Origin of the sequence: Chryseobacterium sp. MFBS3-17, from assembly GCF_020687745.1 — a bacterium.
Lineage (GTDB): Bacteria > Bacteroidota > Bacteroidia > Flavobacteriales > Weeksellaceae > Marnyiella.
The window spans coordinates 166,578-191,797 of sequence record NZ_JAJEWK010000008.1 but is presented as its reverse complement, the minus strand read 5'-3'; the positions used below and the strand labels follow the sequence as shown (position 1 = coordinate 191,797).

Annotated in this window: 25 protein-coding genes; 10 read left to right on the top strand and 15 right to left on the bottom strand. The window is 42.6% G+C overall.

What is annotated here, in order from left to right; genetic code table 11:
• Positions 1–28 precede the first annotated feature (28 nt).
• The 3 genes from LKO26_RS06380 to xrtF are packed head-to-tail and all read right to left on the bottom strand — an operon-like array spanning position 29 to position 1,744.
• Positions 29–757 carry a WG repeat-containing protein gene (locus LKO26_RS06380; RefSeq protein ID WP_227587017.1) on the bottom strand — a complete coding sequence of 243 codons (729 nt, stop codon included), beginning with the start codon at positions 755–757 and terminating at the stop codon, positions 29–31.
• Positions 758–794: 37 nt separating this feature from the next.
• Positions 795–1,226, bottom strand: a complete 432-nt coding sequence (locus tag LKO26_RS06375; protein ID WP_227587016.1) for an exosortase F system-associated membrane protein — start codon at positions 1,224–1,226, stop codon at positions 795–797.
• Complete coding sequence (gene xrtF / locus LKO26_RS06370; RefSeq protein ID WP_227587015.1) at positions 1,223–1,744, bottom strand: exosortase family protein XrtF; 522 nt, start codon at positions 1,742–1,744, stop codon at positions 1,223–1,225. Before xrtF ends, LKO26_RS06375 begins: the two co-directional genes overlap by 4 nt.
• A gap of 58 nt (positions 1,745–1,802) precedes the next feature.
• On the opposite strand from xrtF, the gene LKO26_RS06365 reads away from it, so the two are divergent.
• From LKO26_RS06365 to LKO26_RS06345, 5 genes are read left to right on the top strand one after another with little or no spacing between them, the layout of a single operon-like run.
• Positions 1,803–2,813 (top strand): aminoglycoside phosphotransferase family protein, encoded by a 1,011-nt coding sequence (locus tag LKO26_RS06365; protein WP_227587014.1) that lies wholly within the window; start codon positions 1,803–1,805, stop codon positions 2,811–2,813.
• A 5-nt stretch (positions 2,814–2,818) separates the two neighbouring features.
• Positions 2,819–3,226, top strand: a complete 408-nt coding sequence (locus LKO26_RS06360) for an RNase adapter RapZ (RefSeq protein WP_227587013.1) — start codon at positions 2,819–2,821, stop codon at positions 3,224–3,226.
• Between the two features lie 15 nt (positions 3,227–3,241).
• On the top strand, positions 3,242–3,955 hold the full coding sequence (locus LKO26_RS06355; RefSeq protein WP_227587012.1) for an NDP-sugar synthase: 714 nt from the start codon (positions 3,242–3,244) through the stop codon (positions 3,953–3,955).
• A gap of 32 nt (positions 3,956–3,987) precedes the next feature.
• Positions 3,988–4,719 (top strand): TIGR00730 family Rossman fold protein, encoded by a 732-nt coding sequence (locus LKO26_RS06350; protein WP_227587069.1) that lies wholly within the window; start codon positions 3,988–3,990, stop codon positions 4,717–4,719.
• A 60-nt stretch (positions 4,720–4,779) separates the two neighbouring features.
• On the top strand, positions 4,780–5,250 hold the full coding sequence (locus LKO26_RS06345; RefSeq protein ID WP_227587011.1) for a DUF6702 family protein: 471 nt from the start codon (positions 4,780–4,782) through the stop codon (positions 5,248–5,250).
• A 353-nt stretch (positions 5,251–5,603) separates the two neighbouring features.
• Here LKO26_RS06345 and LKO26_RS06340 read toward each other — a convergent pair whose 3' ends face one another.
• Positions 5,604–7,661, bottom strand: a complete 2,058-nt coding sequence (locus LKO26_RS06340) for a DUF5689 domain-containing protein (RefSeq protein ID WP_227587010.1) — start codon at positions 7,659–7,661, stop codon at positions 5,604–5,606.
• 17 nt (positions 7,662–7,678) lie between these two features.
• Positions 7,679–10,477 (bottom strand): carboxypeptidase-like regulatory domain-containing protein, encoded by a 2,799-nt coding sequence (locus LKO26_RS06335; RefSeq protein WP_227587009.1) that lies wholly within the window; start codon positions 10,475–10,477, stop codon positions 7,679–7,681.
• A gap of 256 nt (positions 10,478–10,733) precedes the next feature.
• Between LKO26_RS06335 and LKO26_RS06330 the strand changes: the two genes are divergently transcribed.
• Positions 10,734–11,930 carry an endonuclease/exonuclease/phosphatase family protein gene (locus LKO26_RS06330; protein WP_227587008.1) on the top strand — a complete coding sequence of 399 codons (1,197 nt, stop codon included), beginning with the start codon at positions 10,734–10,736 and terminating at the stop codon, positions 11,928–11,930.
• Between the two features lie 77 nt (positions 11,931–12,007).
• Here LKO26_RS06330 and LKO26_RS06325 read toward each other — a convergent pair whose 3' ends face one another.
• The 7 genes from LKO26_RS06325 to LKO26_RS06295 all read right to left on the bottom strand — a co-directional run bounded on the left by LKO26_RS06325 (position 12,008) and on the right by LKO26_RS06295 (position 17,456).
• Positions 12,008–12,604 carry a superoxide dismutase gene (locus LKO26_RS06325; RefSeq protein WP_227587007.1) on the bottom strand — a complete coding sequence of 199 codons (597 nt, stop codon included), beginning with the start codon at positions 12,602–12,604 and terminating at the stop codon, positions 12,008–12,010.
• A gap of 163 nt (positions 12,605–12,767) precedes the next feature.
• Positions 12,768–13,340 carry a DUF6705 family protein gene (locus LKO26_RS06320; protein ID WP_227587006.1) on the bottom strand — a complete coding sequence of 191 codons (573 nt, stop codon included), beginning with the start codon at positions 13,338–13,340 and terminating at the stop codon, positions 12,768–12,770.
• 43 nt (positions 13,341–13,383) lie between these two features.
• Positions 13,384–13,959, bottom strand: coding sequence for a DUF6705 family protein (locus LKO26_RS06315; protein WP_227587005.1), 576 nt, complete (start codon positions 13,957–13,959; stop codon positions 13,384–13,386).
• A gap of 42 nt (positions 13,960–14,001) precedes the next feature.
• A complete protein-coding gene (locus LKO26_RS06310) occupies positions 14,002–14,604 on the bottom strand; it encodes a DUF6705 family protein (protein ID WP_227587004.1) in 603 nt (200 codons plus the stop codon).
• A gap of 208 nt (positions 14,605–14,812) precedes the next feature.
• Positions 14,813–15,394, bottom strand: a complete 582-nt coding sequence (locus tag LKO26_RS06305; RefSeq protein WP_227587003.1) for a DUF6705 family protein — start codon at positions 15,392–15,394, stop codon at positions 14,813–14,815.
• Between the two features lie 47 nt (positions 15,395–15,441).
• Entirely contained in the window at positions 15,442–16,047 is a 606-nt protein-coding gene (locus LKO26_RS06300; protein WP_227587002.1) for a DUF6705 family protein, read from the bottom strand.
• A gap of 17 nt (positions 16,048–16,064) precedes the next feature.
• The gene (locus tag LKO26_RS06295; RefSeq protein ID WP_227587001.1) at positions 16,065–17,456 is read right to left on the bottom strand and encodes a hypothetical protein; all 1,392 of its coding nucleotides are present in this window, start codon (positions 17,454–17,456) and stop codon (positions 16,065–16,067) included.
• Between the two features lie 156 nt (positions 17,457–17,612).
• Between LKO26_RS06295 and LKO26_RS06290 the strand changes: the two genes are divergently transcribed.
• Positions 17,613–17,750: a helix-turn-helix transcriptional regulator gene (locus LKO26_RS06290; protein WP_227587000.1), complete on the top strand. Its 138-nt coding sequence runs from the start codon at positions 17,613–17,615 to the stop codon at positions 17,748–17,750.
• Between the two features lie 73 nt (positions 17,751–17,823).
• Positions 17,824–17,955 (top strand): DUF3972 domain-containing protein, encoded by a 132-nt coding sequence (locus LKO26_RS12715; protein WP_262907422.1) that lies wholly within the window; start codon positions 17,824–17,826, stop codon positions 17,953–17,955.
• 251 nt (positions 17,956–18,206) lie between these two features.
• On the opposite strand, the gene rho is transcribed toward LKO26_RS12715, so the two are convergent.
• Positions 18,207–19,949 carry a transcription termination factor Rho gene (rho, locus tag LKO26_RS06280; protein ID WP_227586998.1) on the bottom strand — a complete coding sequence of 581 codons (1,743 nt, stop codon included), beginning with the start codon at positions 19,947–19,949 and terminating at the stop codon, positions 18,207–18,209.
• A 156-nt stretch (positions 19,950–20,105) separates the two neighbouring features.
• Here rho and LKO26_RS06275 point away from each other — a divergent pair, with 156 nt between their 5' ends.
• Positions 20,106–20,495, top strand: coding sequence for a DUF4293 family protein (locus tag LKO26_RS06275; protein WP_227586997.1), 390 nt, complete (start codon positions 20,106–20,108; stop codon positions 20,493–20,495).
• A 126-nt stretch (positions 20,496–20,621) separates the two neighbouring features.
• Positions 20,622–22,454 carry an ABC transporter ATP-binding protein gene (locus tag LKO26_RS06270; protein WP_227586996.1) on the top strand — a complete coding sequence of 611 codons (1,833 nt, stop codon included), beginning with the start codon at positions 20,622–20,624 and terminating at the stop codon, positions 22,452–22,454.
• 18 nt (positions 22,455–22,472) lie between these two features.
• On the opposite strand, the gene LKO26_RS06265 is transcribed toward LKO26_RS06270, so the two are convergent.
• Both LKO26_RS06265 and LKO26_RS06260 read right to left on the bottom strand, forming a co-directional pair.
• Complete coding sequence (locus tag LKO26_RS06265; RefSeq protein WP_227586995.1) at positions 22,473–24,605, bottom strand: cation:proton antiporter; 2,133 nt, start codon at positions 24,603–24,605, stop codon at positions 22,473–22,475.
• 9 nt (positions 24,606–24,614) lie between these two features.
• Positions 24,615–25,181: a hypothetical protein gene (locus tag LKO26_RS06260; protein WP_227586994.1), complete on the bottom strand. Its 567-nt coding sequence runs from the start codon at positions 25,179–25,181 to the stop codon at positions 24,615–24,617.
• Between the last annotated feature and the right edge of the window lie 39 nt (positions 25,182–25,220).

Here is a 25,220-nt window from a genome sequence, read left to right as displayed (position 1 = left end):
TCTGATCGCGAAATTACGAATATTTTAATTAATAACCTTTATTTTTTGCGTCAATGTAATAATAATTCTTGCCGTCTTTGGTCACTTCAAACAAACGTGCAAGTTTCCAGCTGTAATTCCGTTTGATATCACTGTACTCAAACGGAATGATGACTTTGTTGTGAATATCAATCACCCCGAAGCGGTTGTTCCGGGAGGCAATAATCATGGGATTGTTCAGGTCATCACCTTCCATAATATGAAGATAGGTGTATTGCGGATAAATAATATAATTGCGGTAATCCTCCGGATTGGTAAAGGAAGTCTCCTCAATGATTCCGTAATATCCCTGGCGGATATACGAAAAATAGCGTTGTTTTTTAAACTCAAAAGGACATTTGGCCAGATCGGCATTTTTATACTGATACACCCTTTTCCCTTTTTTATCAATCCTGAAATCCACACCGCCCTTCCGTACCGAGGCGAACTGGTCTGAACCGAATTTTCTGACTTTTGCATTGGGAGAATTCAGCAGGTTGCAGTCTTCCGTAAAAAATCCCACATTGCTGTATTCCGGCCGGATTACGATGTTGCCTTTCCGGTCCACAAATCCGTAGCTGCCATTCCGCTGCTGTGGAATCAGCTCCGGCACGTCCCGGTTTACCGGAGTGTGCTCCTGACTTTCGGCTGCCAACTGCACAGAGGCGTTGTCACTTCCGGATTGGGCCGTGAGGAAGAGCATATTCAAAGCAAACAATATCTGCAAAAATTTTTTCATGCATTCTGGTTTTCAAAAACATTGCCAAAATTAAGACTTATTCTTCAATATGTTTCCGGTAGTAAAACATAGGAATAATTAAAAGCAATATTAACGGCTGAATGACAAACCGCCGCATATAAAAGGAGAATACTTCACCGGCAGCAAATCCGGTAGCAATACAGTAAAGGTACACCGGCAGACAGATGGCGAAAAAGATCAGCATCAGTGCCACAGCCTGTACCGTCCATTTTTTATTCAGGAACATGAAATGAATGATTACGGCCGAGGCAGCCACATTCAGCATAAACCTGAAAACATGATGCAGAATCAGCCGTGACCAGTCAAATTCCGGGAGATCGTTATGCAGACCGGTTTCCTTAAAATACCCGATAAAAGGATCATAAAAAGCATGATTTTCAATCACCCGAACAGCTATCAGGCCGCAGATACCCACCAAAACCATGAACCACCGGAATATCTTTTTCATTTTTTCAGCGCAAAAAATTTAATCCAAATCAGCCAGAGTGCCACCACCGTACCGTAAATCACCGCAGGGAAAAGATAATCATGGGCTATTTTTCCATATTGCGGCATATCGGCCAAAACCATATTGAGCCCCATAATGCGCAGCACATTCATGATATGCAATATGAGCAGTCCGCCCAGAATAAACCACAGGGTCTTGATGCCCCGGTAAAAAGCCACCACGAAAGCCACAAACCAGATCATTACCGATATCGCATTGCAGCCTTCTACCATGCGGGAAACATAAATTCCTTTCACGCGGAATCCGGTGGTGAGGTTTTTGGCATCATGTGTAAGTTCTGTGGGATAGCCCAGGTTATTCTGCAGAAAACCGACCTGCTTTGCCACCGACTGAGAGAACGGATCCAGGCCGTGAATCTCCGTTTGGGTGAGGTAGGCCTGATACCCGAAAAACAGCACAAGATAAATGGCTGTAAATTTCAGCAGTATCAGCAACACCGGTTTGAAATCCTGGAACATGCTGCAAAGATAACAAAATAGCCTGCAAATGATTATATTTGTAAAATAGTCAGCAATTTTGGAAGAAGCACAACAATTTCTAGAACAGTTTACCGGTGAAAAAGCATCGGTTTTTTACGCTTTGCCCCAAAGCGGTTCTGCCCGCAGGAATTTTGTGGGCACCTCAGGCGGCATAGACTACATCATTACCAGCAATCACAATGTTGCCGAAAACGAATGTTTTCTGTACTTTTCAGGATTATTTTCGGAACTGAAACTCAATACGCCGAAGGTATATGCTGTAACCGCAAACCGCACGCTGTACATCCAGGAGCATAAGGGGCGCAGAACCCTTTCTGAAATCATAGCCGAAGAAGGACTTACAGACCGTGTAAAAGCACTGGTGAAACAAAGTCTGGAACACCTCTGCAACATGCAGGAGCAAACACGGGGAAAAACAGATTACAGCCGCACGTTTGAATATGAAAGATATGACGAACTTCCTGTACTGAACGATCTGTTCTATTTCAAAAGTTTCATTGCAGATGCGCTGGAACTTCCCTACCGGAAGGCGGCTCTGATTCAGGAATTTAAAAAGATTGCTGCTCTCACGGAATCTTTGGGACCAAAAAGCATCATGTTGCGTGACTTTCAGGCCCGGAATATCATGGTAAATGATTCTGATCAAGTATTCTTCATTGATTATCAGTCTGCTATGGAGGGGCCGCGGATGTATGACGTTATTTCGTTTCTGTATCAGGCCAAAGCCGACTTTCCGGAGGATTTCCGCCGGGAAATGGTAGCTTACTTTGCCGGATTTATTGAGAATGAGCAGGAACGCAACCCGCTGTATGAGTCATTCCGGCCTTTGCAACTCATCCGGTTTCTGCAGGTTCTGGGCGCATACGGCTTTCGCGGGCTCGTACAGCGCAAAGCCCATTTTATGGCAAGCGTAGATAAAGGGATTGAAAATCTCACGAAATTTTCGGCAGATTGGGAAAAAATGAATAACTTCCCGGAACTGAAGCAACTGATTGAGCAGCTGGACACCCCGGAAGTTCAGGAGAAGATTAATGATTTAAGAGGATAAATTTTATGAGTTTAACGATTGAAATACACAGTTTTTCATATAAAAAAGGGGGAATTCCCAAAGACATCACCACAAACGGCGGCGGCTTCACCTTTGACTGCCGGGGCATATTGAATCCGGGACGCATAGATGAATACAAACCACAAACCGGCAAGGACTTACCTGTACAGGAGTTTCTGGAACAGAAGACCGAGATGCCTGTGTTTCTGAAACTCATTCATGATCTGATTTCCATTACCATAGACAATTACGTGAGCCGTGATTTTGAACATCTGCAGATTAATTTCGGCTGTACCGGCGGACAGCACCGCTCGGTGTACAGCGCAGAGCAGACCGCAAAGTTTATCCGGGAGAAATATCCGCAGGTTACCGTTACGGTACAGCATGATGAGCAACCCCAACTGAACGCCTAACCTGACCCGACATCCATGAAAGCACTTTTATTTGCTGCCGGAAAAGGAACCCGGCTGAAACCATTTACCGATCACCACCCCAAAGCGCTGGTGAAAGTGAACGGTATCCCGTTGTTGGAGCGCAACATTAAGTACCTGCAGTCCTATGGCATCAATGAATTCGTAATCAATATTCACCATTTCGGGAGTCAGATTGTGGATTTTCTGAAACTGAACGATGATTTCGGCGCAAAAATTGAAATATCAGATGAGCATGAAGAATTGCTGGAAACCGGTGGCGGACTGGTTTTTGCCAAAAGGTTTCTGGACAGCCACGGAGATTTTCTGATTATGAATGCGGACATCCTTACCGATCTCAACATTACTGAATTTGTACAGTATCACAAACAGAAACAGGATTTTGCAACTCTGGCGGTATCAGACCGGAGCAGTTCACGGAAACTGTTGTTTAATGATGACAGGGTACTGAAGGGGTGGATGAACGTAGAAACCGGCGAGCAGCGTCTGGCAGAATTCAATAAAGGCTTCAAAGCACTGGCTTTCAGTGGTGTACATTGCCTAAATCCGGAAATATTCAATAAAATAAAAAGGACCGGTAAGTTTTCCATTATGGAAGAATACCTGGATCTGATGTTAACAGAAAAAATTCACGGCTACCAGCACAATGCCCATTTGGTAGACGTAGGCAGACCCGAATCTGTGCTGCAAGCCGAACAATACTTTAAATAAAACCGATGAGTAAAATAAAAAGAGGGAAAGGAATGACCAAGATCATTGCCGGACCGGAACACGAAATAGACCAGCGCGTACAAAACCATTTTAAAGAAAAAACATGGGATGAAACCATCACCAAAGACAGCTGGATGGTTTTCAAAGTGATGGCAGAACTGGTAGACGGCTATGAAAAACTGGCCAAACTGGGACCCTGTGTATCCGTTTTTGGCTCTGCCAGAATGAAGGAAGGAGATCCGTATTATGAAATGGCTGTAGAAATTTCAGAGAAAATCACCAGACTGGGATTCGGAATCATTACCGGCGGCGGACCCGGCGTTATGGAAGCCGGTAATAAAGGTGCCAGAAACGCGGGTGGAAAATCCATCGGGCTGAATATAGACCTGCCTTTTGAACAGCATTTTAATCCGTATATTGACAAAGATTACTCAATAGATTTCAATTATTTTTTCCTGAGAAAAGTAATGTTTGTGAAATACTCGCAGGGATTCATCGTTATGCCGGGAGGTTTCGGAACTCTGGACGAGTTATCTGAAGCCCTGACGCTGATTCAGACGGCGAAAATAGCCCGGTTCCCGATTGTGCTGGTGGGCAGCGAATTCTGGAGCGGCCTGCTGGAGTGGTTTGAAAATACCTTACTGAAAAACGGTCTGATTTCTGAAGAAGACCTGATTCTGTACCGCGTGGTAGATTCGGCAGATGAAGCCGTGGCACACATTAAGGCGTTCTATGACAAGTACTCCATCAGTGTGAATTTCTAAATGGCATATATTTTGCGACCTAGTTTAGAAATATATTTATACCATTAAATATATAACGAAATGAAAAAAATTTTACAGATATTATCCATTTTAACAATTTTTGTGATGCTGAGCTTTGCATCGCAGGATTTTTATTCCTCTATGACTAAAGTGGATTACATAGATGGTAGCAAAACCCTGAAATTTACAACCAAACTGAATACCAGCCATATTTCTGATGCTATTAAAATCAACCCGAATACCGCTCAGTTTGAAGCCGAGGTGAAAAAATACGTAAACAACAATATGGATGTTTATGTAAACGGCGGCGCTAAAAAACTGACCTTCACCGGCAGCCAGGTAAAAGGTGAAACCGTTTGGGTCTATTTTGAGACCGGCGGCATAGGAGACATCAGCACTTTAAGAATAAAAAACACCATCTTGCTGGGTACATTCCCGAAACAGTTCAATCTTGTGAATATTGCGTACAGGGGAAAACAAAAAACAATGAACTTCATGCGCGGAAAAGAAACCAATGAGGTTTCATTCTAAACCGCTTCTGATAACACGTACATAAGGTCCTGATTCGTCAGGACTTTTTTTGTGGCGCCGGACGGGATCCCGATAGCTATCAGGAGAGATGGGAGACAAGAGATGAGAGACAAGAGATGAGAGATAAGAGATAAGAGATTGGAGACAGGTGACTTGAGATAAGGGACGGGAGACGGGCGGAATCTGGTACGGGATTTCCGGATATCGATTGGTTTGCTGCGTGTCTGGATCTTCCTGAGATTGCTTTATTTGTTGCCTCATGGTTGTTTTGTTTCCTTTCACAGTATGATCCGTATGGATCAAAAAAAAGCAACCCCGGAATGAGGTTGCTTTCGTATGAAGTTGCGTCACCGTTATGGTTTTGCTTTAATTTTCACGTTATCTATTTCCCATGTATTGGCTGCAGCTGTAGTGGAAGTATATTTAAATGCAATTCTTACCGTTTGATTGGCAAAGGCATTCAAACTTACATTTCCGGAGTTTACAAAGCCCCAAGCTCCAGTATTGGTGTCAAAATTCGCAGAAAGCTCGGTCCACGTGGTGGTAGCAGGATCACCGGAATAGTTGTTGGTAATATACAGTTTCAAAGGATCACCATTGTATCTTACATCTGAATCGAAAGTCAGGTTGATGTTGCTGTATCCTGCCAGTGACACTTCTCTGGAAATCAACCAGTCTTCATTGGCATGGTTGGTTCCATTGGAATGACCGTTCATCATTGCATAATAGGAGCCACCTGAACCCTGGTTAGAAGTTACCCATACCTGTGCTCCGGTCACGTTTACCGCTGTCCAGTTAGAGGCATTCAGTACAGATGAAAACTCTTCGCTGAATAAGGTAACCGGTGCTACTGCGTTATCACATCTTGGCCCTTCCAGCAAAGCATGAGTTTGCTTAGGAATCCAAAGCTGGTAAGTACCATTAAACACACTCAGAATGGCATATACATCACCCTGGCCTGCATCTACGGTATTAGCACCGAAGCTGGCAAAATTACTGGTTCTGAGAACAATCTGGTTTCCGGCACAGTCGGTAAGGGTTCTGTTGGTAGTAGTTCCTACGGCATAAGGCTCTCCCAGATCACTTTCTACAAATCTTACATCTTTGATTTTGATCCATTTGCCCACATCTTCTGCGGTCAGTTGGGTAATCGTTCTTTCTGTAGGTACGGGAGCAGAAACTGCTTCACCGGAATCAAAGAAGAATTTGTACACATCTCCTGCGGCAATTCTTCCTACGTTATTATTAAACGGCTGACCCAGCTGAAGTTCGCCGCTTACATTTCCGATATGCAATCCGTTCAGTTTCACATAGATTTGTTTTCCAACGCGGAATCTCGGATCGTTGTACATCGGGTCCTTATCAATGTTGATGCGGATACCACCTGTAGCATCTTCTACATAGATGTATTTAAACAGGTTTCCGGTTTCATCATTGGCGGTTACTTTCGCTTTGATTACGAAATCATCAGTAATTGGTGTCAGTGAACCGGTGAACATTTGCTTTACTTCGGCAATGCTTTTCACGGTCACAGAGTTTAAATCAATACCACAAGGGTCTGTTGCAATACCATCAAGTCTCGGGAAGCCGGTCATATTCAGATCTTCTGCTTTGTTGATGTACATCTGATAGGTAGAGTTGAATTTGCTATAGATTCCCACAAATGTTCCATTTCCTGAAGGCAACAGATTGCCGGCAAAAGATGCATACCCACTGTTTCTCACTACGCGGTTTGTTGCAGTGCCATCACTGATTCTGCGGTCCACGGTAGTTCCTTCCGGTGCGTACACGGAACACAATACCGTTGCGTCAAATTCAGCATTATTGATCTGAATCAATGCTCCGATCAGGTTTTCAGACTGTGCATTCATATCTGCCAGCGTCATTACTACCGGGATGATTTCTTCTCTTACGTCACAATCTCTGAAGATATGTTTAGGCACATCATTTTCCGGGATACGGGTTCCGGCCGGAGTTTGCATTCCCAGCTGCTTCACACCGCCATAAGTGGTAACAGAGAGGTCTTTTACCTCAATATACACTTTGCTTCCCTGCGGAAACTTGGTGTAGGTACTCACCAGATCCACACTCACGGTAAGACCATGTGTAGGATTTACCGGTGCATCCTGTACGTAGATGGTTTTATAAATATTACCGCTCTGGTCTGTAGAAGATACATAAGCTTCCACGTATGCTTTCTCTGTAATGGGTGTACTCAGCGGCACGTTTTTCAGTTCTGCCAGAGTCCACTTGGTGTACCCGTTCTGCGGATTGGTATAGAAATCTGCTGTTTTACACTCATACCCCTGCAGATCGGGTGTATCATAGATATCATCGTGCACACACCCTGTAATGAACAGAGCAGCCACCATGACCATCATATACTTCAGAATTGTTTTATAGTTTTTCATTGCGTGAATTTTTGCTGTTAAAATCTTAAATATACATTGGCGAAGAAGGTTCTTCCTCTGTCATACCATAATTTTGGTCCGAAATGCGGGTAGGTGCGGGTAGCATCTGCATAAGATTCGGGGAAGTTTACATTTCTGCCCTGCTCAAAGCCGCCAGTTACATAATCTCTGTTATTCAGAATATTGTTGACACTTACGCTGACACCCATTCTGTATTTACCAAACAGGAACGATTTTCCTACGTTGGCATTCAGCATAAACTGGTCTTCAAATTTCTGCTGCTTGGTAAGGAATGCTACCGCTTCCGGAGTTACGCCGTCATACAAATCACCTGTAGCAGGGTTGGTATAGAGGGCTTCCGTTTTATTGAGTGCAGAGAAATCCAGGTACTGATCCTGCAGATAGTTTGCAGAAGCACCAATCCACCAGAATTTGGTAGAGCGGTATCTCAGACCGAAGGAGTACGCTTTCTGCGGCGTTCCGGCTACTTTATAATCTTTTACATTGGCCTGTCCCCAGTCATTTCTATATCCGTAATCGTCATCAAAAGTTGTCACTGTAGGATTATTGGTAATTCTGTAATCACCGATGCTGGCTACTGCGGTGGCGGATAAAGTAGGCGTAATTTTCACTTCAGCACCCATTTCCACACCTTTGTAGGTTTTATCTACATCATTCAGGATTTCTGCTACCAGCGCATTCCCCTGGTCAGCAGTTTCGCTGGAAATATCCACGTAGTAACGGGAAACATCTGTTGCATTGCTGATGTTGGTTAAATACGCTCCCAGTCTCAGCTTCACAATCTGACCTCTCAGAATATAGGTTAAATCGTTTGAACTGACAATCTGGTTTTTCACGCTTGGCGTAATCATGTTGGTGACACGCGGGCTGATGAAGATTTCATTAAGCGTAGGTGCCAGGGAGAAGAATGCCCCATTATAGACGATAAAGTTTTTACCGTTGATTTTATAGGTGATTCTGCCCTTCAGACCTGCATCCAGCGAGGTGTAAACATCACTTTTTCCTTTCGAGTTGAATACGGCATGGCGGAAATGCCCGTCACGCTGAGACTCCGAATAGGAAGAGAATACAGACGCTACCAGATTCCATTTGGCGAAATCCACTTCCGTAGAAGCGTTGAACGCGTAGGTGTTTTTCAATAAATCATAAGAATACTGGGTTCTGTCTCCTTCCATGATTTTTCTGCCCGGATTATCCATATCATGCGGTGCATCATTATTAAATGCATTCAGGTCATTGGCATAGAATGCCCCCAGAAGATCCTTCATTTCACGGAAGTTATCAGACTTCAGGTTCTGATAGTTGAAGTTCAGATTCAGTTTCCAGTTGGAAGCCAGTTTGGTATCAAAGTGTGAGTTGAAATTTAAAGTTTTATCTTCATTCACATCATTTACAATGGTATAGATGGCACCCTGTTCATTTCCGGCCATATCATATCTGTTATTGATATTGGCTGCGTACAGAGAGTTCCAGTCTATTTGGCTTCTGTTCGGGTTATTCTTCCAGTCCAGCACATAGGCATCAAACTGAGCCTGCTCTGCATCGGTGATGGCGACACCACCGTCAGAATTATCTCTTTCAAAGGTAGAGAACAGATATCCCGGCAGGTTTCTGTAGTAAGTCGGATTCGGGTCTTTCGCGTGGAACCAGTCCAGTCTGCTGCGTGCATCTCTTCCGAACTGATAAGAAAGGGTGTTGTTCCAGTTGCTGTTTTCCCCTATTTTCAGGTAATCTGTAAGCATGAAAACCGGTTCGAACACTCTTCTGATTCTGGAGTTTCGTTTTTCGCCGTCCTGCCACCCCCAGTAGGAGTTGTAATTTTTACCCATCAGGTCATAAGCTTCCTGGGTATTCGGCGAGTTGGATGCTCTGTAAGTAGGTGCTCCAAAGGCCGTAAGATTCAGTGCATGTCTGCTGCTGAATTGCTTTTCTATAGCGGCAAAGTATGCGTATGCATCCTGGTAAGTCCCATCCAGCACCCCTTCATCTGCCCATCTGCGGCTTCCGGATACGGTAAATGCCCATCCGTTTTTGGTAAGTCCGCTGGAGTAGGTAGCCATGGCTCTGTGGAAATAACTTCTGTTGGTAAAGGAATAGGCCAGTGAGGTTTGTTTTCTGTAGCTGGATGCTCTGGTGTTGTAGTACACCACGCCACCCAGATTCCCGAAGGTATATTCAGACGGATTCAGGTTGTCTGCGTTCTCGTACGGATACCGGGTCACATCATTCAGTCCGCCCCAGTTGCTGAAGTCTACACGTCCGTCATCATTTTTAGACATCGGCACTCCATTAAAGAGGATTTCTTCATATCTGTTTTCCATACCCCGCGGGCGGAACCAGTAAGCTCCCAGTTCAAATGCGGATACACTCTGGAAAACATCACGGCTGGCACCCAGTAATCCAACGGTAGGCTGCATGGAAGATCCGCCATCATCTGCATCTGCGCCACTGTCATCAATAATCATAACACCTGCAGAAACCGGTGCGATACTCAGGGTAATCACGCCTAAATCTTTTCTCCTTTCATCTTCGTTTACTTCGAACTCCACAATTCTGGATTCAAAATTTTGCCTGGAAACCGTAATCAGGTACTTTCCGGGTTGCATATCTACAAACTGGAAATAACCAATTTTGTCTGCCGTAACGTCATTATCAGACTGTGCCAGATCAACTTCGGCATTCTCAATGGGTTTTCCTGCATCATCTTTAATGTACGCATAGACCGTAGTCTGCGCATAATAGAATGAAGCCGGAAGCAATGTAAACAAAGAGATTAAGGATAACTTTTTAATCATAACAATGTATTTATATTCACTTTATTATTTGCTGAAATTAGCGGGCTACAAAATTAAACTTAATTTTCGTTAACTTACATATTTTTAACATATTATTCTTGATTTCAGGCATTAAAACTTATTAACATTGCAAAAACATGCTGTGCAGGAGGAATGATGGACCTGTGCCGCTCCTCTTGCTGCCAATTTTAAAAAGAAAACCATTAGCTGAAAAATAATGATTAATTTTACCGCCAGAAAATATCTTGAGAACAGAATGAAAAAAATTCTTTTTGTAGCAGCCATCTGCACTGCCACGCTGGGTTTCTCCCAGAAAACACAAGTACAACGGGCCACAGTAGCTTTTATGAATGTGGAAAACCTGTGGGATACTGTACCCTCTGCAGATTATATAGACGGAACCAAAGATGTGAATGATCCGCTGTTTCACCGCAGTATACCGGTAGATTCCATTAAGCATCTGGAAATTACGGAAGAATATAAAGGTCCCTGGAGCGATGAGTTACTGAAGGGCAAAAAAGTAGTGCGCTACCAGGCGCAGTCTGATGAATTTACCGCCAACAGCAAGAAAAACTGGACACCGGAAAAGTACAATGACAAACTGGGAAAACTGGCCAAGCTGATTTCTGAACTGGGCAGACAATATACCAATGACAACCCGGTAATTGTAGGTCTGCTGGAGGTAGAAAACAGACAGGTGATAGAAGACCTGATTAAACAACCTGCACTTGCACGCAGCAATTACGGCATTATACATTATAATTCCTACGATGCCCGGGGTATAGATGTGGCCATGATTTATCAGAAAGGCAGATTCAAACCTACGGAACAATACAAAAGCGAAATCAAAATATTTAATGACCAGGGCAACAGAAGCTATACCCGTGATGTGGTCGTCATAAAAGGAATGCTGGATGGCGAGCACGTGGGCATCTTCCTGAACCACTGGCCTTCCAGAAGCGGTGGCGAAGCCCGGTCTCTGCCTAGAAGAATTGCCGCTGCCAATGTCCTGAAAGCCGAAATGGACAAAGCCCGGACGGCTGATCCCAATATTAAACTGATTGCCATGGGCGACTTCAACGATGATCCTGTGAGTCCAAGTCTGAGAAAACATCTGGGCGCCGTGGGAGAACCTTCTGAACTTTCAGAAAAATCCCCGTATTACAATCTGATGACCAAACTTTACAAAGCCGGAGTGGCGTCTCTGGCCTACCGGGATGCACCCAATCTGTTCGACCAGATTATTGTGTCCAAAAACCTGTACTCCTCAGAACGGCTCTCACCCGGATACTCAGTATTCAAAGCTGAGATTTATGCCCCTGCATACCTGGTGAATTCTCACGGACAGTGGAAGGGTTATCCGCTCAGATCCTGGGATGGTGACAACTACACCGGTGGCTACAGTGACCACTTCCCCGCAGTTTCCGTATTGCAGAAAGAATACAAACCTTAACAGAAGAAATAATACCAAAACAAAAGAAGCCGTCTCATTGCTGAGGCGGCTTCTGTATTCATGACCGTAACCCGGTATTATTTGTTGTAAAGCTCTTCTACTTTATCCCAGTTGATCACGCTGAAGAAAGCCGTTACATAGTCCGGTCTCTTGTTCTGATAGTTCAGGTAATAGGCGTGCTCCCATACATCCAGACCCAAAACCGGCGTTCCCTGGCAGTCTGCTACGGGCATCAGCGGGTTGTCCTGGTTGGGAGTAGAGCAAACTTCCACAGCACCATTTTCTTTTTTGCAAAGCCATGCCCATCCGGAACCAAATCTGGTTTTGGCTGCCTCAGCAAAATCTGTTTTGAACTTATCAAAACCACCATAGTTTTCAATAGCTGCTTTCACATTTCCTACAGGCTCATTGCTGCCTCCCGGCGTCAGGATTTCCCAGAACAGGGTGTGGTTAAAATGACCACCGCCGTTATTTCTTACGGCAGGCTTGTCTGTCCCGGTTTTGCAGATTTCTTCAATGGATTTTCCGGCAAGATCTGTACCTTCAATCGCTTTGTTCAGATTGTCAATGTATGCCTGGTGGTGTTTTGTATGGTGAATTTCCATTGTTTTTGCGTCAATGGTTGGTTCTAAAGCATCATAGGCATACCCTAATTTTGGTAATTCAAAAGACATAATGTTTTGTTTTTTATGATTATTTCCTCAAAGATACGGCTTTGCAAAAATCTTTGGGTTATAAAATTTCTTAAAAAATATATAAAAGTGATTGATGGAAACGAAAAACCGCCCTTGCGTGGCGGCTGTAAATAAAATTTCTGCTGAAGAGCAGGAATGTTTGTTATTGTTTGGTGAAAATCAAATTTTCGGTTTCCGGTAGGTAAATAGTGAAATCCTGATTGGGTGGACAGTTTATTTCGTTCATTCTTACTGTTTTTGGAAAATAACTCCAATAAAACTGGGTTGCATTAATCTTCCGAAAAATAATGTCGCCCATACCGATACCACAGTTTCCACCTGCAAATACTAATATCGCTGTATTACCATTATCTTCAGTGCCTGTACTTTTAATCTTGAACTTAATATCCGTTGAAAAATCTTTATTAAGACTATTTTGATAGATAATTCCGTTGGATTTAACTTCATATCTCACCAAAAGCATATCTTGATAAAGGTTTTTCCCAAATAGCACATTTAATGGAGCCTGTAATTGTTTCGAAATAGATAATTTGATTGTCCTATTTTGATAATCTGCTTGCCAGTTTCCGACAAAAGACTCCAGTTCGTTATTCAGATCTTTAAAATAAGAATTATTGGGCGACTGAAGTGCTGAACTATTTAATGGCAAGATTTGTTGTGCTTTACAACTTATCACCGCAAGAAGCAACAATCCGTAAAATAGTGTTTTCATCATTAGGTAAAGTTAAAAAAATCCTGCTGAAGAGCAGGAAATTTTGTTATTGCTTGGTGAAGATCAGGTTTTCTACTGTCGGCAAATATATTGCCGGTTCAGCAGTTCCCGGTGGGCAGCTATTTGTTGTCAGTGCTTTTGGTTGCACTTTATAATTCCATTTAAATTGTGTGGGGCTGGTGATTCTAAAACTCACAATGCCCAGTCCAACACCGCAAGCACCTCCATTATATACTAATGTAACTTCATTCATTAACTGCCTTGAGGCTACACTTACAAATTTAAACTTTTCATTAACTGTGAAATTAAGATTCTGTGTAGAATGAATGGTCACACCGCTGCTGTTTAAAATCTGATAGCGAACTACTAATTCATCTTTATAGAATGATTTATCAAATATGGCAAATGGCTTTTGTAATTCTTTGGAAATAAATAATTTTATCGTTTTCCCATCAAAACTAGCGTGCCAAGTCCCAACAAATTGATTTAGTTCATTGCTTAAATCCTTAAAATATGAACCGTTAGGACTATCATCCCACACAGAATTTAATGGCAGCACTTGTTGTGCCCTACAACCCATCACATAAAAAAGCAACAATCCATAAAATAGTTTTTTCATCATGGGATAAAGGTAAAAAATCCTGCTGAAGAGCAGGAATGTTTCTTATTGCTTAGTCAGGATAACGTTTTGGGGTAGCGGTTCAGGATATTGATTTTCCGGGTAGTTATAGAAATAACAATCGGTATCAATCCAATTTATTCTCTGTCCATAAGACCACTCCATCTGTGTTTTGGTAGCATCAGCAAAATTGATTCTGATGCTTCCGGTAGTATAACACAACTCAGGGTCTATATATATGAGTGAATATTTCCCATCAATTTTCCTGAAACTCAGCCCTTCTATTTTAACATTTTCATCACTTATCTGAGTATTATCAAAAAGAACATTTCCATTGGCATCCACAGTTTTAAATTTGGCTATCAGAAAATCGCTATAATATTTATCAATCCAGGAATATTTTTCACTCATCTTTTTAAAAGTGATGTATATCGTTTTACCATTCCAGGTTCCCATCCACGTACCTTCGTAATCCGGCAACTCATTAAGGGTATCTTTCATATAGTAGCATTGGTCTTCAGGTATTTCAGTCCACGTTCGCAAAGGGACTATCGTTTTTTGAGGACAAAGATCTACCAGGGTGCCTTTCTGGCTGTACAGCATACTGCCATAAACTATGGCAAGGATGCAGATTATTTTTTTCATCATAACAAATATATTTATTTTTAAGGACATTCTATTTTTACGGTCTTTCAACGTGCGAAAATAAGGCCTCCTAAGTCCTACCCGAATTTTCCACACTAAAACAGAAACCTCCACAGAATTACTTCTGGAGAGGCTGCATTTCATACATTTTGGACGAAACAGGATAAATTAGGGTTAGTCAGCGGTTACCGATAGTATCTGCATTCATTGCTTATTGTTTAGTTAAAATCAGACCATTTGGAATATCAATTGATGAATCATAAGCTGGTTTCCCGGGTTCATTAATCCTAACTCCGGGTACATTTTCTAATGATTCAATTTTTATGTGTAGTGAATCGATATAAGAAATCCTAAATCTCAGGCTTTTGTTTTTTGATTTATTAACCAGCGTGCCGGTAAGTATATTAGTATTATTATCATCAACCCCAGCCAGAATTGAATTCTTTTTTTGGTATATCGTAAATGATGACGCTCCTAAATTATTTTCTATTTCTACGTTGTTATCAATAAATTTATGAAAACCATAGACAATATCTTCACATATTTCGTGTTGCAGTGTTGCGTTGGGAAGTAATAAAGAATAATTGGCTTTTACATTTTTTAATTCTAACTGAAGAGTTTTACCATTTAGAGTTCCTATCCATGTTCCTACAAATTTATCGTTTCCAGGTCTCTGAATATATTCATCACAACTAACTGGTGTTACTTCAAGAGTTCCTCCTGGTGGTTGTGCAGAAACTTTTGAAATAACCGCTGCAATTAAGAAAATACTTATTTTAATTAATTTTTTCATCAAAGTAACAAGTCTGAAAAGCCAACCTCACTTAAACACTCTATTTCTTATTGTTTGGTCAGGATAACGTTTTGGGGTAGCGGTTCAGGGTGTTGGCTTGCTGGATAATGATAGAAATAACAGTCGGTAGGAACCCATTCCCGATCCTGTCCATAAGACCACTCCATCTGTGTTTTGGTAGCATCTGTAAAATTGATTCTGATGCTTCCTGAAAGATAACATAACTCGGGGTCTATGTATATGAATGAATATTTCCCATCAATTTTCCTGAAACTCAGCCCTTTTATTTTAACATTTTCATCACTTACTTGGGTATTATCAAAAAGAATATTTCCATTGGCATCCACAGTTTTAAATTTGGCTATCAGAAAATCATTGTAACGTTTATGTATCCATGAATATTTTTCACTCATCTTTTTGAAAGTGATGTATATTATTTTACCGTTCCAGGTCCCCGTCCATGTCCCCTCGTAATCCGGCAACTCATTAAGGGTATCTTTCATATAGTAGCATTGGTCTTCGGGGATTTCCAACAGGGCTGCTCTTAAAGGAACTATCGTTTTCTGAGGACAAAGATCTACCAAGGTGCCCTTCTGGCTGTACAGCATACTGCCAAAAACTACGGCAAGGATACAGATTATTTTTTTCATCATAACAAATATATTTATTTTTAAGGACATTCTATTTTTACAGTTTGTTTGGTGGTGGTATTGTAATCAAGTTTTGCAGCAGAATTTTCTGTAATGATATAGACATCCAGACCATCCACATTCACCACTTCCTTCAAAAACTGTGCAAAGGTTTTCTGCACATTTTCTTTCGTCATTTGATTTTCATTTTCTAATATCTGAAATGCATCTTTATACCAATTTTTCCACTTCAAAAAATCACTTCCCGTGACATTGGAAGGCCAGGAAGCACTGTTGTATTTCAGCATAAAACTACCATAACTTGTAATAATAACCGAATAGGCCTCAGAGTAGCTTCCTTTATGCTGATTGGCCTGCTTCATTAAGATATGAAAAAAAGTATGCATGTCTACAGGAGAAGGGGCTTTTACGTTTACATAACCATTAGTACAGTTCACATTGTTATGAACATGCAATAGACCAAAAATCCCATTCTGATTTGCTGGTAGTGAAAGGTGAGTTGTGCAGGCTTGGTTACTGATCGGAATAAAAGAGGATGGCAGACTATTTCCTGCAGGGGCCGCTCTCTCAAACACACCATTTTCGTAGGTACCATTCAGATTAGCATCTGTATTCAACTCTTTAAATTTCTGCTTAAACCGCAAGTCATTTATATTCTGCATGGCTTTAGCACACTCATCTATCAGCTCCTCTTCTTCGGGATTATAAGGATAGCCGCCACCACCGCCGCCGCTTCCGCCACCTGTACAATTTCCCTGTGCATCATACTCACCTATACATTCATCTTGGTGGGTGGGTCCATCTACAAATTTACATATAGTTTCTGTATACGTCTCTATAACTTCGCCGCCCTGGCCGGAGCCGCCTCCTTCTGCTTCTCCTACATACAAAGTTTTTATTACGGTTTTACATTCTAAAACACGGGGTGTATATGCTTGCGCAGCGTACTGAATTTCGTCATTATACGCAGCCAAATCTGGCGTTTCAGCTGCTTGTAACTGGTCTTTTTTTGCAAAAATCAAAGTGCTGAAAAATTTGTTTGCCTTTTGATCATCTGTTGTAAACTGAAAAAAAACTTTATCATCTATTCTCTTCGCCTCTACATAACCGGCAACTTTACCCGATTTTAGTACCGGGGCAATTAAATAACTTTCGTTATACGTATTTAATGAAGTGGCATAATCCCAGTAAACATCTCCGTACTCTGACTGCATACGAGCTTGATCTGCGTATTCATCAAAAACCTGCTTTACTTTTTTAATGTACACCTCGTCTTCTTTCCAGAGGCTTCTATTGAAGTATTCTTGTCTTTGCTGGACTAATTCTGAAGACACCAGTTCTTCTGTTCTACAGGAAAACAAAGACAGAAGCACAAGAAAATGCCAGAATTTAAGAAAAATTTTTCTCATCATTTTATTTTTGTGTTTTAAATTGTTAAAAATTACATTGCTAAAATAAAACTAATGATTATAACAAAAAAACCTGTTTTTGCATATCTTCAACCTATTTTCGGGTAAGAAAATTATAAAATTATTCTTTACATTTGCTGAAAACCTCAACAGATCATCATGAATACTATTGTAGCAGAAAAAATAAAACGGCTCAGAAAAGCCAAAGGCTTATCACAGGAAACGGTAGCAGAACAACTAAGTATATCCCAATCCGCTTATGCAAGGATAGAAAATGGGGAAAGCAACTCCTTTTGAAGTAAAACCGGAAAGTTTTATTATGGACGAGGCGAATAGTTTAGAACAAGAAAATACTGATCAAAAGGGTGGAATGGCATTTCAGTTTGTGGGAACCATTAATACCATAAATTCCTTATCAGAAAAACTGATAGAACAATATGAAGAAAGAATTGAGGAATTAAAAAATCAGGTAAAAGAGCTGAAAAGTGAACTGAAAAAATAAAAGAATAATTTCTTTTACCTAAAAACATTCCCAAGACAAATGACATGGTCAGTAAAAATATCAGAAAATATCGTGAACTAAAGAATTGCAGCCAAAACCATATGGCTCAAGAAATGAATTGAGCACAAGCTTCTATTGAAAAGGAAAATCAGATTATCCTCCTGAAAAAGATGCTTCTAAAATATAACAGCAATATGATATCGCACAAAAAAACCGCCCTTGCGGGGCGGCTGGTATCTCAGGAATGAGCTTTATCTGTTCATGCTCATCAGGAATTCTTCGTTGTTCAGAGTTCCCTTCATGCTTCTTTCTACAAACTCCATGGCTTCTACGGGATTCATATCTGAAAGGTATTTCCGCAGAATCCACATCCGCTGCTGGGTAAGGTCATCATGCAGCAAATCATCGCGCCGCGTGCTGGAAGACACCAGATCAATAGCCGGGTAAATTCGTTTGTTGGCAATCTTACGATCCAGTTGCAGTTCCATGTTTCCGGTACCTTTAAATTCCTCAAAGATTACTTCGTCCATTTTAGAACCTGTATCAATCAGCGCAGTGGCAATGATGGTTAATGAGCCGCCGCCTTCTATATTTCTGGCCGCTCCGAAGAAACGCTTCGGTTTATGCAGTGCATTGGCATCCACCCCACCGGAAAGTACTTTCCCTGAAGCAGGCGTTACCGTATTATATGCTCTGGCAAGTCTGGTAATGGAATCCAGGAGAATGACTACATCATGGCCGCATTCTACCATTCTTTGCGCTTTGGCAAGCACCAGATTGGCCACTTTCACATGTTTATCTGCGGCTTCATCAAAGGTGGAGGCAATTACTTCTGCGTTCACGCTTCGTTCCATATCGGTTACCTCTTCGGGTCTTTCATCTATGAGCAACACCATCATATAGGCCTCCGGATGGTTGGCACTGATGGCATTGGCGATATCCTTCAGCAGCATAGTTTTACCAGTTTTCGGCTGTGCCACAATCATGGCGCGTTGTCCTTTCCCGATCGGCGAAAACAGATCCACAATTCTGGTAGAGAGGGTGGCGTCACTGCCGGTCAGGTTAAATTTTTCTTCCGGGAAGAGCGGCGTCAGGTATTCAAAAGACACGCGGTCTTTAATGAATGCCAGGTCGCGGCCGTTTACTTCTACCGGTTTCTGCAGGGAGAAGTATTTTTCTCCTTCTTTAGGCAGCCTTACAATGCCCTTCACGGTATCACCGGTTTTCAGTCCGTAGTTGCGGATCTGTGCGGTAGACACATATACATCATCCGGAGACGAAATATAGGAGAAATCTGAAGAACGCAGGAATCCGTAATTGTCCGGAAGTATTTCCAGCACGCCTTCTATGGTCACCATTCCGTCAAAACTAAACTCTTTTTTAGATTCAGTTCCCTCGGAGTTTCCGTTGTTTCTCTGCTGATTTGGATGTTTGTTTGGATGATTGGCATGCTGCGGTCGGTTGCCGTTCTGATGCTGGGGAGTGTTTTGCTGTGGCTTTGCCGGAGCAGGTTCTTCTTTGGTGTCCGTTTTTTCGGAAGGATTTTCTTTTTCTGCTGCTGGTGCTGCAGGTTTTCCGGAGGTTCGGGTTCTTTTCTTTCGGGGTTCCGCTGCCGGCTTTTCTGCTTCTGCGGGCTCATCCGAATTCTGAACCATAGTTTCTTTCGGCTCTGCCGGTGGTTGAGGCTCAGGTGCAGGAGGCACTGCTTCGGCACCGGACTCTGCTACGGCTTTAACAGGGGTTTTCTTTTTCTGCGTTGTTTTTCTTGCCGGTTTCGCTTCCGGTGCTGGTTTTTCTGTTACTGCTTCGGGCGTATTTTGCTCGGTTGCCAGAAAATAGTCTTTTGCTTTTTTTGAGTTGGATGCCTGGAAGTCCAGAATGGCAAAAACAATGGTATCCTCGTCACTGCCTCTGGGTATTTTCACGTCCAGCTCTTTAGCAATCTTGGTCAGTTCCACCCGGGATTTAGACCTAAGTATTTCTAAGTTGAACATATATGTATAAATATATTGCGTAAAAAAATGTTGTTATGTAGGTGTTTTGATAAAAATTAAGCCGGTCGGCTTTTTTAGAATCTGTAATGCAAATCTACACTATTTTTTGAAATATGCAAAATTAATGCTAATTTTGCGGTTTACGATCTGAAAAAAATGATACAGAGAATTCAATCTGTTTTTCTGCTGCTGGCACTACTTTGTGCGGCTTCACTGCTGTACACCGGCCTTGATGCCCATGTTTTTGGCAGTTCCATAGTGATTCCTGCGCTGGGCGGGATTTCACTGCTGTTGTCTCTGATTTCATTTTTCAGTTATAAAAAAAGATCCAACCAAATCATGCTGAACGGTCTCAACATGATTGTAAACGTATTGTTGATTGGCTTACTGATGTTCTGGCTGCTAACCTTACCTGGAGGAATGGAATTTCCTGAGAAAGGTATTGAGCCCGTATTTCCTGCCGTTGCGTTGTTCTGTTTGTTTATGGCAAACCTGTACATACGCCGGGACGAAAGGCTCGTAAAATCTGTAGACCGCATCCGGTAACCATGCATCGACATTTTTTGAGTGTGAACAGTTTCTCCCCGCGGGAAACTGTTTTTTTTATTCCGGAAGCAGTCCAAACAATGGATTTAATTCAATTTGTGTAATTTTGCCGTTCAAAATCTATGCATGAACTATTACAAACGGGCCATCTCCTATATTTCACCCTATAAAAGTACTCTGGCCACCGGCATTTTGTTCAATATACTCTATGCGATTTTTAATATTGTGGCCATGCTGGGCTTTATGCCGGTACTCAATATTTTGTTTGACAAAGAGAATCCACGGGTGGAAACCAAGCCGGTGTTCAATGGTGATATCTTCTCCAGTGGCACTTATCTGAAAGACAGCTTCAACTACTTTATTCAGGAACTGGAAGCCAACCGCGGGCCGGAATTCGTGCTCCTCATCACCTGCATCATGTTCATTACCATGTTCCTGTTCCGGAATATATTTTCCTATTTTTCAGAATTCTACCTCACCTACTCCAGAACCGGTGTGTCCCGGGATTTCCGTAGCAGTTTACACCGTAAAATTCTGGAACTTCCGGTTTCGTTCTTCTCTGATACCCGCAAGGGCGATGTCTTTGCCAGAATCACATCAGATGTAGGCGAAATAGAGGCCAATATTCTGAACAGCCTCATAGACATCATCCGCTCGCCCATTGTCATTATTCTTACCATGAGCTACCTGCTGTACTCTAACTTTCAGCTCACCGTATTTACGCTGATTGTATTTCCGATTATGGGAACGCTGATTTCAATGATCGGGAAAAGCCTGAAAAAGGACACCGGCGAGGCCCAGAAAGAACTCGGGAAAATGTACTCCTATGTAGATGAAACGCTGGTAGGACTGAAGGTCATTAAAATATTCAATGCCTCAGAGCAGATCCGTAAACGCTTTGATGACAATCTGAACTCTATACGCCACCTCTCCCTTAAATTATTCAAGAAAAAAGCACTGGCATCTCCCGTGAGTGAACTTCTGGGCGCCACTACCATCGGGATGATAGTGTATTTCGGGGGCAAACTTACCTTGCAGGGTAACGGCCTTTCCGGTGCAGAATTCATTGTCTACATTTCATTATTTTATACCATACTGGACCCGTTAAAAAAACTCTCCAATGCGATTTCCAATTTCCAGAAAGGTGAGGTATCTGCCAAACGTGTTTTTGAAGTACTGGATGCCGATTTCGAGATTAAAGAAATTGCTAATGCCCTAGAAATTGATGATTTCACAGATAAAATTGAGTTCAGAAACATCAGTTTTGCCTATGAGGACCGGGTGGTGCTGGATAATTTTTCGCTGATCATTCCTAAAGGACAAACCGTGGCACTGGTGGGACAGAGTGGCAGTGGCAAAAGTACCGTAGCCAACCTCATCACAAGATTTTATGATGTACAGTCCGGTGAAATTCTGGTAGACGGCATTAACATTAAAAATATAAAACTTTCCAGCTACCGCAAATTATTCGGACTGGTGACTCAGGATAATATTCTGTTTAATGACAGCATAGCGCACAATATAGCTCTGGGCAACCTGCAGGCCGGGCGTGAGTCTGTGGAAAGCGCAGCCAGAATAGCCAATGCCCACGACTTCATTCTGGATCTGCCCGATGGTTACGATACAGGAATCGGTGAAGCCGGCGGCAAACTTTCCGGTGGACAGAAGCAGCGGGTTTCCATAGCACGCGCCGTTATGAAGAATCCGCCGATTATGATTCTGGATGAGGCCACTTCGGCACTGGATACCGAATCTGAACGTTTCGTGCAGGATGCGCTGGAAAAAATGATGCAAAACCGAACCTCACTGGTGATTGCCCACCGCCTATCCACCATACAGCAGGCAGATCAGATCATCGTGATGGAACGGGGCAAAATCATGGAGCAAGGCTCACACAGCGAACTGTACAGCCACGACGGCGTGTACAGAAAGTTGGTAGACCTTCAAAATTTTGATTAGGCGGGTAATCGTTAACCGCTATTTGAATATCGTCCCGATAAAACGGCCTATTTCCACAAAATCATCCGGATTGTTGAAACTGCGGGAGTGCATGGCATTGCTGGTATCTTCACGCTCCCGGGCCAGCGGATAAATGAGCAGGTAGTTCCGGTCACTGAAATTGCGGTTCAGGTACAGCGGCACATTCTGCATTTCCGGCAGGTAACCGTACATGCCGCGCTTGGCCATTAACAGAATCAGCGCTTCATCTGCTTTCATTTTTTCTGAAATCTTCGGCAAGTCACGCCAGTGTTCAAAAATGATGAATTCTGCATCTATGGTCGCTTTCTTCTTAATATTTTCCAGCATTTTCAGCATATTCTCATCGGCATAAAACGTCAGTTTACTGCCCGAATTCCGGGAGATATTCCATATTTTAAGCAATGCAGAAAAGAACCCGGGATCCTTCTGGGCATTTCTGGGCACCAGTACATGGTAGTTAATGACAGTTGAAAGAGGCTGTGCAGCGTGGTACACAATGACATTTGTAGATTCATTATCCAGATATCCGTGGTAAAGATTATAGACAAATTTTGAAGAAAATCCCCGTTCGTGGTTAATTCCTACAATGAGATCCGTGATTTTATGTTCTTTTACTTCATTGGAAATGCCATTTACCACATCAGAGTCGTGCCGCTTCAGCATCTGTAATTTCACATCGGCACCGGCTGCAACTTCAGCAGCTTGCTCCAGCAGTTTTGCAGCATGCTTTTCAGAAGATTCATTATCTTTTTCTACAATAATATTAAGTGCATACAGATCTTCAATATTTTTCTTTGACTTGGCCAGTATTGCCAGATTCGCCATATACTCTACCGTTTCCGGATAATGGATGGCCATCAGAATACGTTCCTCACTCTCGCCGTCATCTTCCATGGTACTTTCAGTTTCAGCAATGCGTGTTGCACTTTTATGGGAGACCAGCGAAGAGACTGTACAGGAAATCAGAATCAGCAGAATACTGCCGTTCAGAACACTTTCATTCAATAATCTGATGGGTTCCCCGTTTGCCGTTTCACCGATGATGATGTTATACCCTACCATGACTGCGGCCAGAGTAGCCGCTGCCGATGCGGTAGAAAGCCCGAAAATAAGTTTTCCCTCATCATCTGTAAAGCGAAATGCTTTCCGAGTGGCAACAGCGGCCAGATATTTGGCTCCTATGCTTATAATGGTCATAATGAGCGCTACTTTGATGGTTTCCCAGTCTTTGAAAAATGCATTAAAATCAATAATCATCCCAACGCTGATCAGGAAAAAGGGAATGAAAATCGCATTGCCCACAAATTCTATCCGGTTCATAAGTGAGGAGGTGTGCGGAATGAGTTTATTGAGTGCAAGACCGGCAAGAAACGCCCCGATAATGGCTTCTACCCCGGCAAGTTCAGCAAACAGTGCCGCCAGATAAATCATGACCAGCACAAAGATAAAGTGCGCTACCTTATCCTGCACATTTTTAAAAAACCATCGGGCAATTATGGGAAAACCATACAAAACCACTCCACCGAAAACAAGGAGTGATACCGACAGCCGAATCCAGAATGCTGAAGTCACTTCCCCCTGTGCCATGCCCACACAGACGGCAAGCACCAGGAGCGCCAGTACATCTGTAATCATGGTTCCGCCTACGGTAATATTAACTGCACGGTTTTTAGAAACACCCAGCGCACTGACCAGCGGGTATGAGATGAGGGTATGAGATGAAAACAAACTGGCAAATAATACCGCCACAATCATGGGATATCCCAGCAGGTACACCCCGGATAAAACCCCAAACAGCAATGGAATGGAAAATGTAAACAATCCGAAACCAATGCTCTTCCACTTATTCTTTTTAAACTCTGTAAGGTCTATTTCCAGACCTGCCAGAAACATAATGAACAGCAAACCCGTAGTTCCGATGACCACCACACTGGCATCTCTGGGCAGGACATTTAAGCCATTGGGACCGATGACAGCTCCGGCAATAATCAGTCCTATGAGGTGCGGCACTTTGATCTTGTTCAGAAGTAACGGGGCTGCCAGGATGATGACCAGAATTACGAGAAATTTCAGCACAGGATCCTCTATGGGCAGTGTAAAGTGTTTTACCGCACTTAGTATTGTAAGCATAAACGTATATTAACGGGTAAGTTCAATAGTGAATTTTGAAGAACAGGACTGGTCTACACGGACTTCCCGGCTCCCGGACATCCTATTGGGACGCATAGATGTAAGATCTACGGTAAATTCCCGGAGTTTATCTGCGCCCGGTTCACTCTGTGAGCTGAGTTTTACCGATGTCCCGTCATACGTGCCGGAATACATACGGATAATGCCCACTTTATTGATGTTTCTGACTACTATATCATTTCCTTCGGCCGTAAATTCCCATTCGTCCACGCGGGTATCTCCCACCACATAATCCGTACAGTTGGATTCTGTACAGACAATTTTACCGTTCCACTTACCTGATATATCAAAGGGTAAAACAGCGACCTGCACAGAATCCGGAATCGCCTGCAGACTGTCTTTCAGAAGCAGCAGTTGCTGATACTCCAGTTCCTTGCCTGCAAATAATTTTTCCTTCTCGGTGAGGATGCTGTCCCGTTTACGCAGTTCCGCTTCCTTGCCGTCCTGCTGATCTGTGCAGGCTCCCCACAGCGCCAGCGCCATAAGTACCCATAAGTAGTGTTGTAGTCTCCGCATGCTAAATCTTTCGGAAAATATACAAAAAAATCCGGAAAT

Bases quoted from the DNA above. Each gene is read 5' to 3' on its own strand.
- xrtF (WP_227587015.1), bottom strand. From the start codon at position 1,744: ATGTTCCAGGATTTCAAACCGGTGTTGCTGATACTGCTGAAATTTACA.
- rho (WP_227586998.1), bottom strand. From the start codon at position 19,949: ATGTTCAACTTAGAAATACTTAGGTCTAAATCCCGGGTGGAACTGACC.
- LKO26_RS06270 (WP_227586996.1), top strand. From the start codon at position 20,622: ATGAACTATTACAAACGGGCCATCTCCTATATTTCACCCTATAAAAGT.
- LKO26_RS12715 (WP_262907422.1), top strand. From the start codon at position 17,824: ATGGCATTTCAGTTTGTGGGAACCATTAATACCATAAATTCCTTATCA.
- LKO26_RS06275 (WP_227586997.1), top strand. From the start codon at position 20,106: ATGATACAGAGAATTCAATCTGTTTTTCTGCTGCTGGCACTACTTTGT.
- LKO26_RS06350 (WP_227587069.1), top strand. From the start codon at position 3,988: ATGACCAAGATCATTGCCGGACCGGAACACGAAATAGACCAGCGCGTA.
- LKO26_RS06345 (WP_227587011.1), top strand. From the start codon at position 4,780: ATGAAAAAAATTTTACAGATATTATCCATTTTAACAATTTTTGTGATG.
- LKO26_RS06375 (WP_227587016.1), bottom strand. From the start codon at position 1,226: ATGAAAAAGATATTCCGGTGGTTCATGGTTTTGGTGGGTATCTGCGGC.
- LKO26_RS06295 (WP_227587001.1), bottom strand. From the start codon at position 17,456: ATGATGAGAAAAATTTTTCTTAAATTCTGGCATTTTCTTGTGCTTCTG.
- LKO26_RS06380 (WP_227587017.1), bottom strand. From the start codon at position 757: ATGAAAAAATTTTTGCAGATATTGTTTGCTTTGAATATGCTCTTCCTC.
- LKO26_RS06325 (WP_227587007.1), bottom strand. From the start codon at position 12,604: ATGTCTTTTGAATTACCAAAATTAGGGTATGCCTATGATGCTTTAGAA.
- LKO26_RS06320 (WP_227587006.1), bottom strand. From the start codon at position 13,340: ATGATGAAAACACTATTTTACGGATTGTTGCTTCTTGCGGTGATAAGT.
- LKO26_RS06330 (WP_227587008.1), top strand. From the start codon at position 10,734: ATGAAAAAAATTCTTTTTGTAGCAGCCATCTGCACTGCCACGCTGGGT.
- LKO26_RS06340 (WP_227587010.1), bottom strand. From the start codon at position 7,661: ATGAAAAACTATAAAACAATTCTGAAGTATATGATGGTCATGGTGGCT.
- LKO26_RS06260 (WP_227586994.1), bottom strand. From the start codon at position 25,181: ATGCGGAGACTACAACACTACTTATGGGTACTTATGGCGCTGGCGCTG.
- LKO26_RS06265 (WP_227586995.1), bottom strand. From the start codon at position 24,605: ATGCTTACAATACTAAGTGCGGTAAAACACTTTACACTGCCCATAGAG.
- LKO26_RS06310 (WP_227587004.1), bottom strand. From the start codon at position 14,604: ATGATGAAAAAAATAATCTGCATCCTTGCCATAGTTTATGGCAGTATG.
- LKO26_RS06360 (WP_227587013.1), top strand. From the start codon at position 2,819: ATGAGTTTAACGATTGAAATACACAGTTTTTCATATAAAAAAGGGGGA.
- LKO26_RS06305 (WP_227587003.1), bottom strand. From the start codon at position 15,394: ATGAAAAAATTAATTAAAATAAGTATTTTCTTAATTGCAGCGGTTATT.
- LKO26_RS06335 (WP_227587009.1), bottom strand. From the start codon at position 10,477: ATGATTAAAAAGTTATCCTTAATCTCTTTGTTTACATTGCTTCCGGCT.
- LKO26_RS06355 (WP_227587012.1), top strand. From the start codon at position 3,242: ATGAAAGCACTTTTATTTGCTGCCGGAAAAGGAACCCGGCTGAAACCA.
- LKO26_RS06315 (WP_227587005.1), bottom strand. From the start codon at position 13,959: ATGATGAAAAAACTATTTTATGGATTGTTGCTTTTTTATGTGATGGGT.
- LKO26_RS06300 (WP_227587002.1), bottom strand. From the start codon at position 16,047: ATGATGAAAAAAATAATCTGTATCCTTGCCGTAGTTTTTGGCAGTATG.
- LKO26_RS06290 (WP_227587000.1), top strand. From the start codon at position 17,613: ATGAATACTATTGTAGCAGAAAAAATAAAACGGCTCAGAAAAGCCAAA.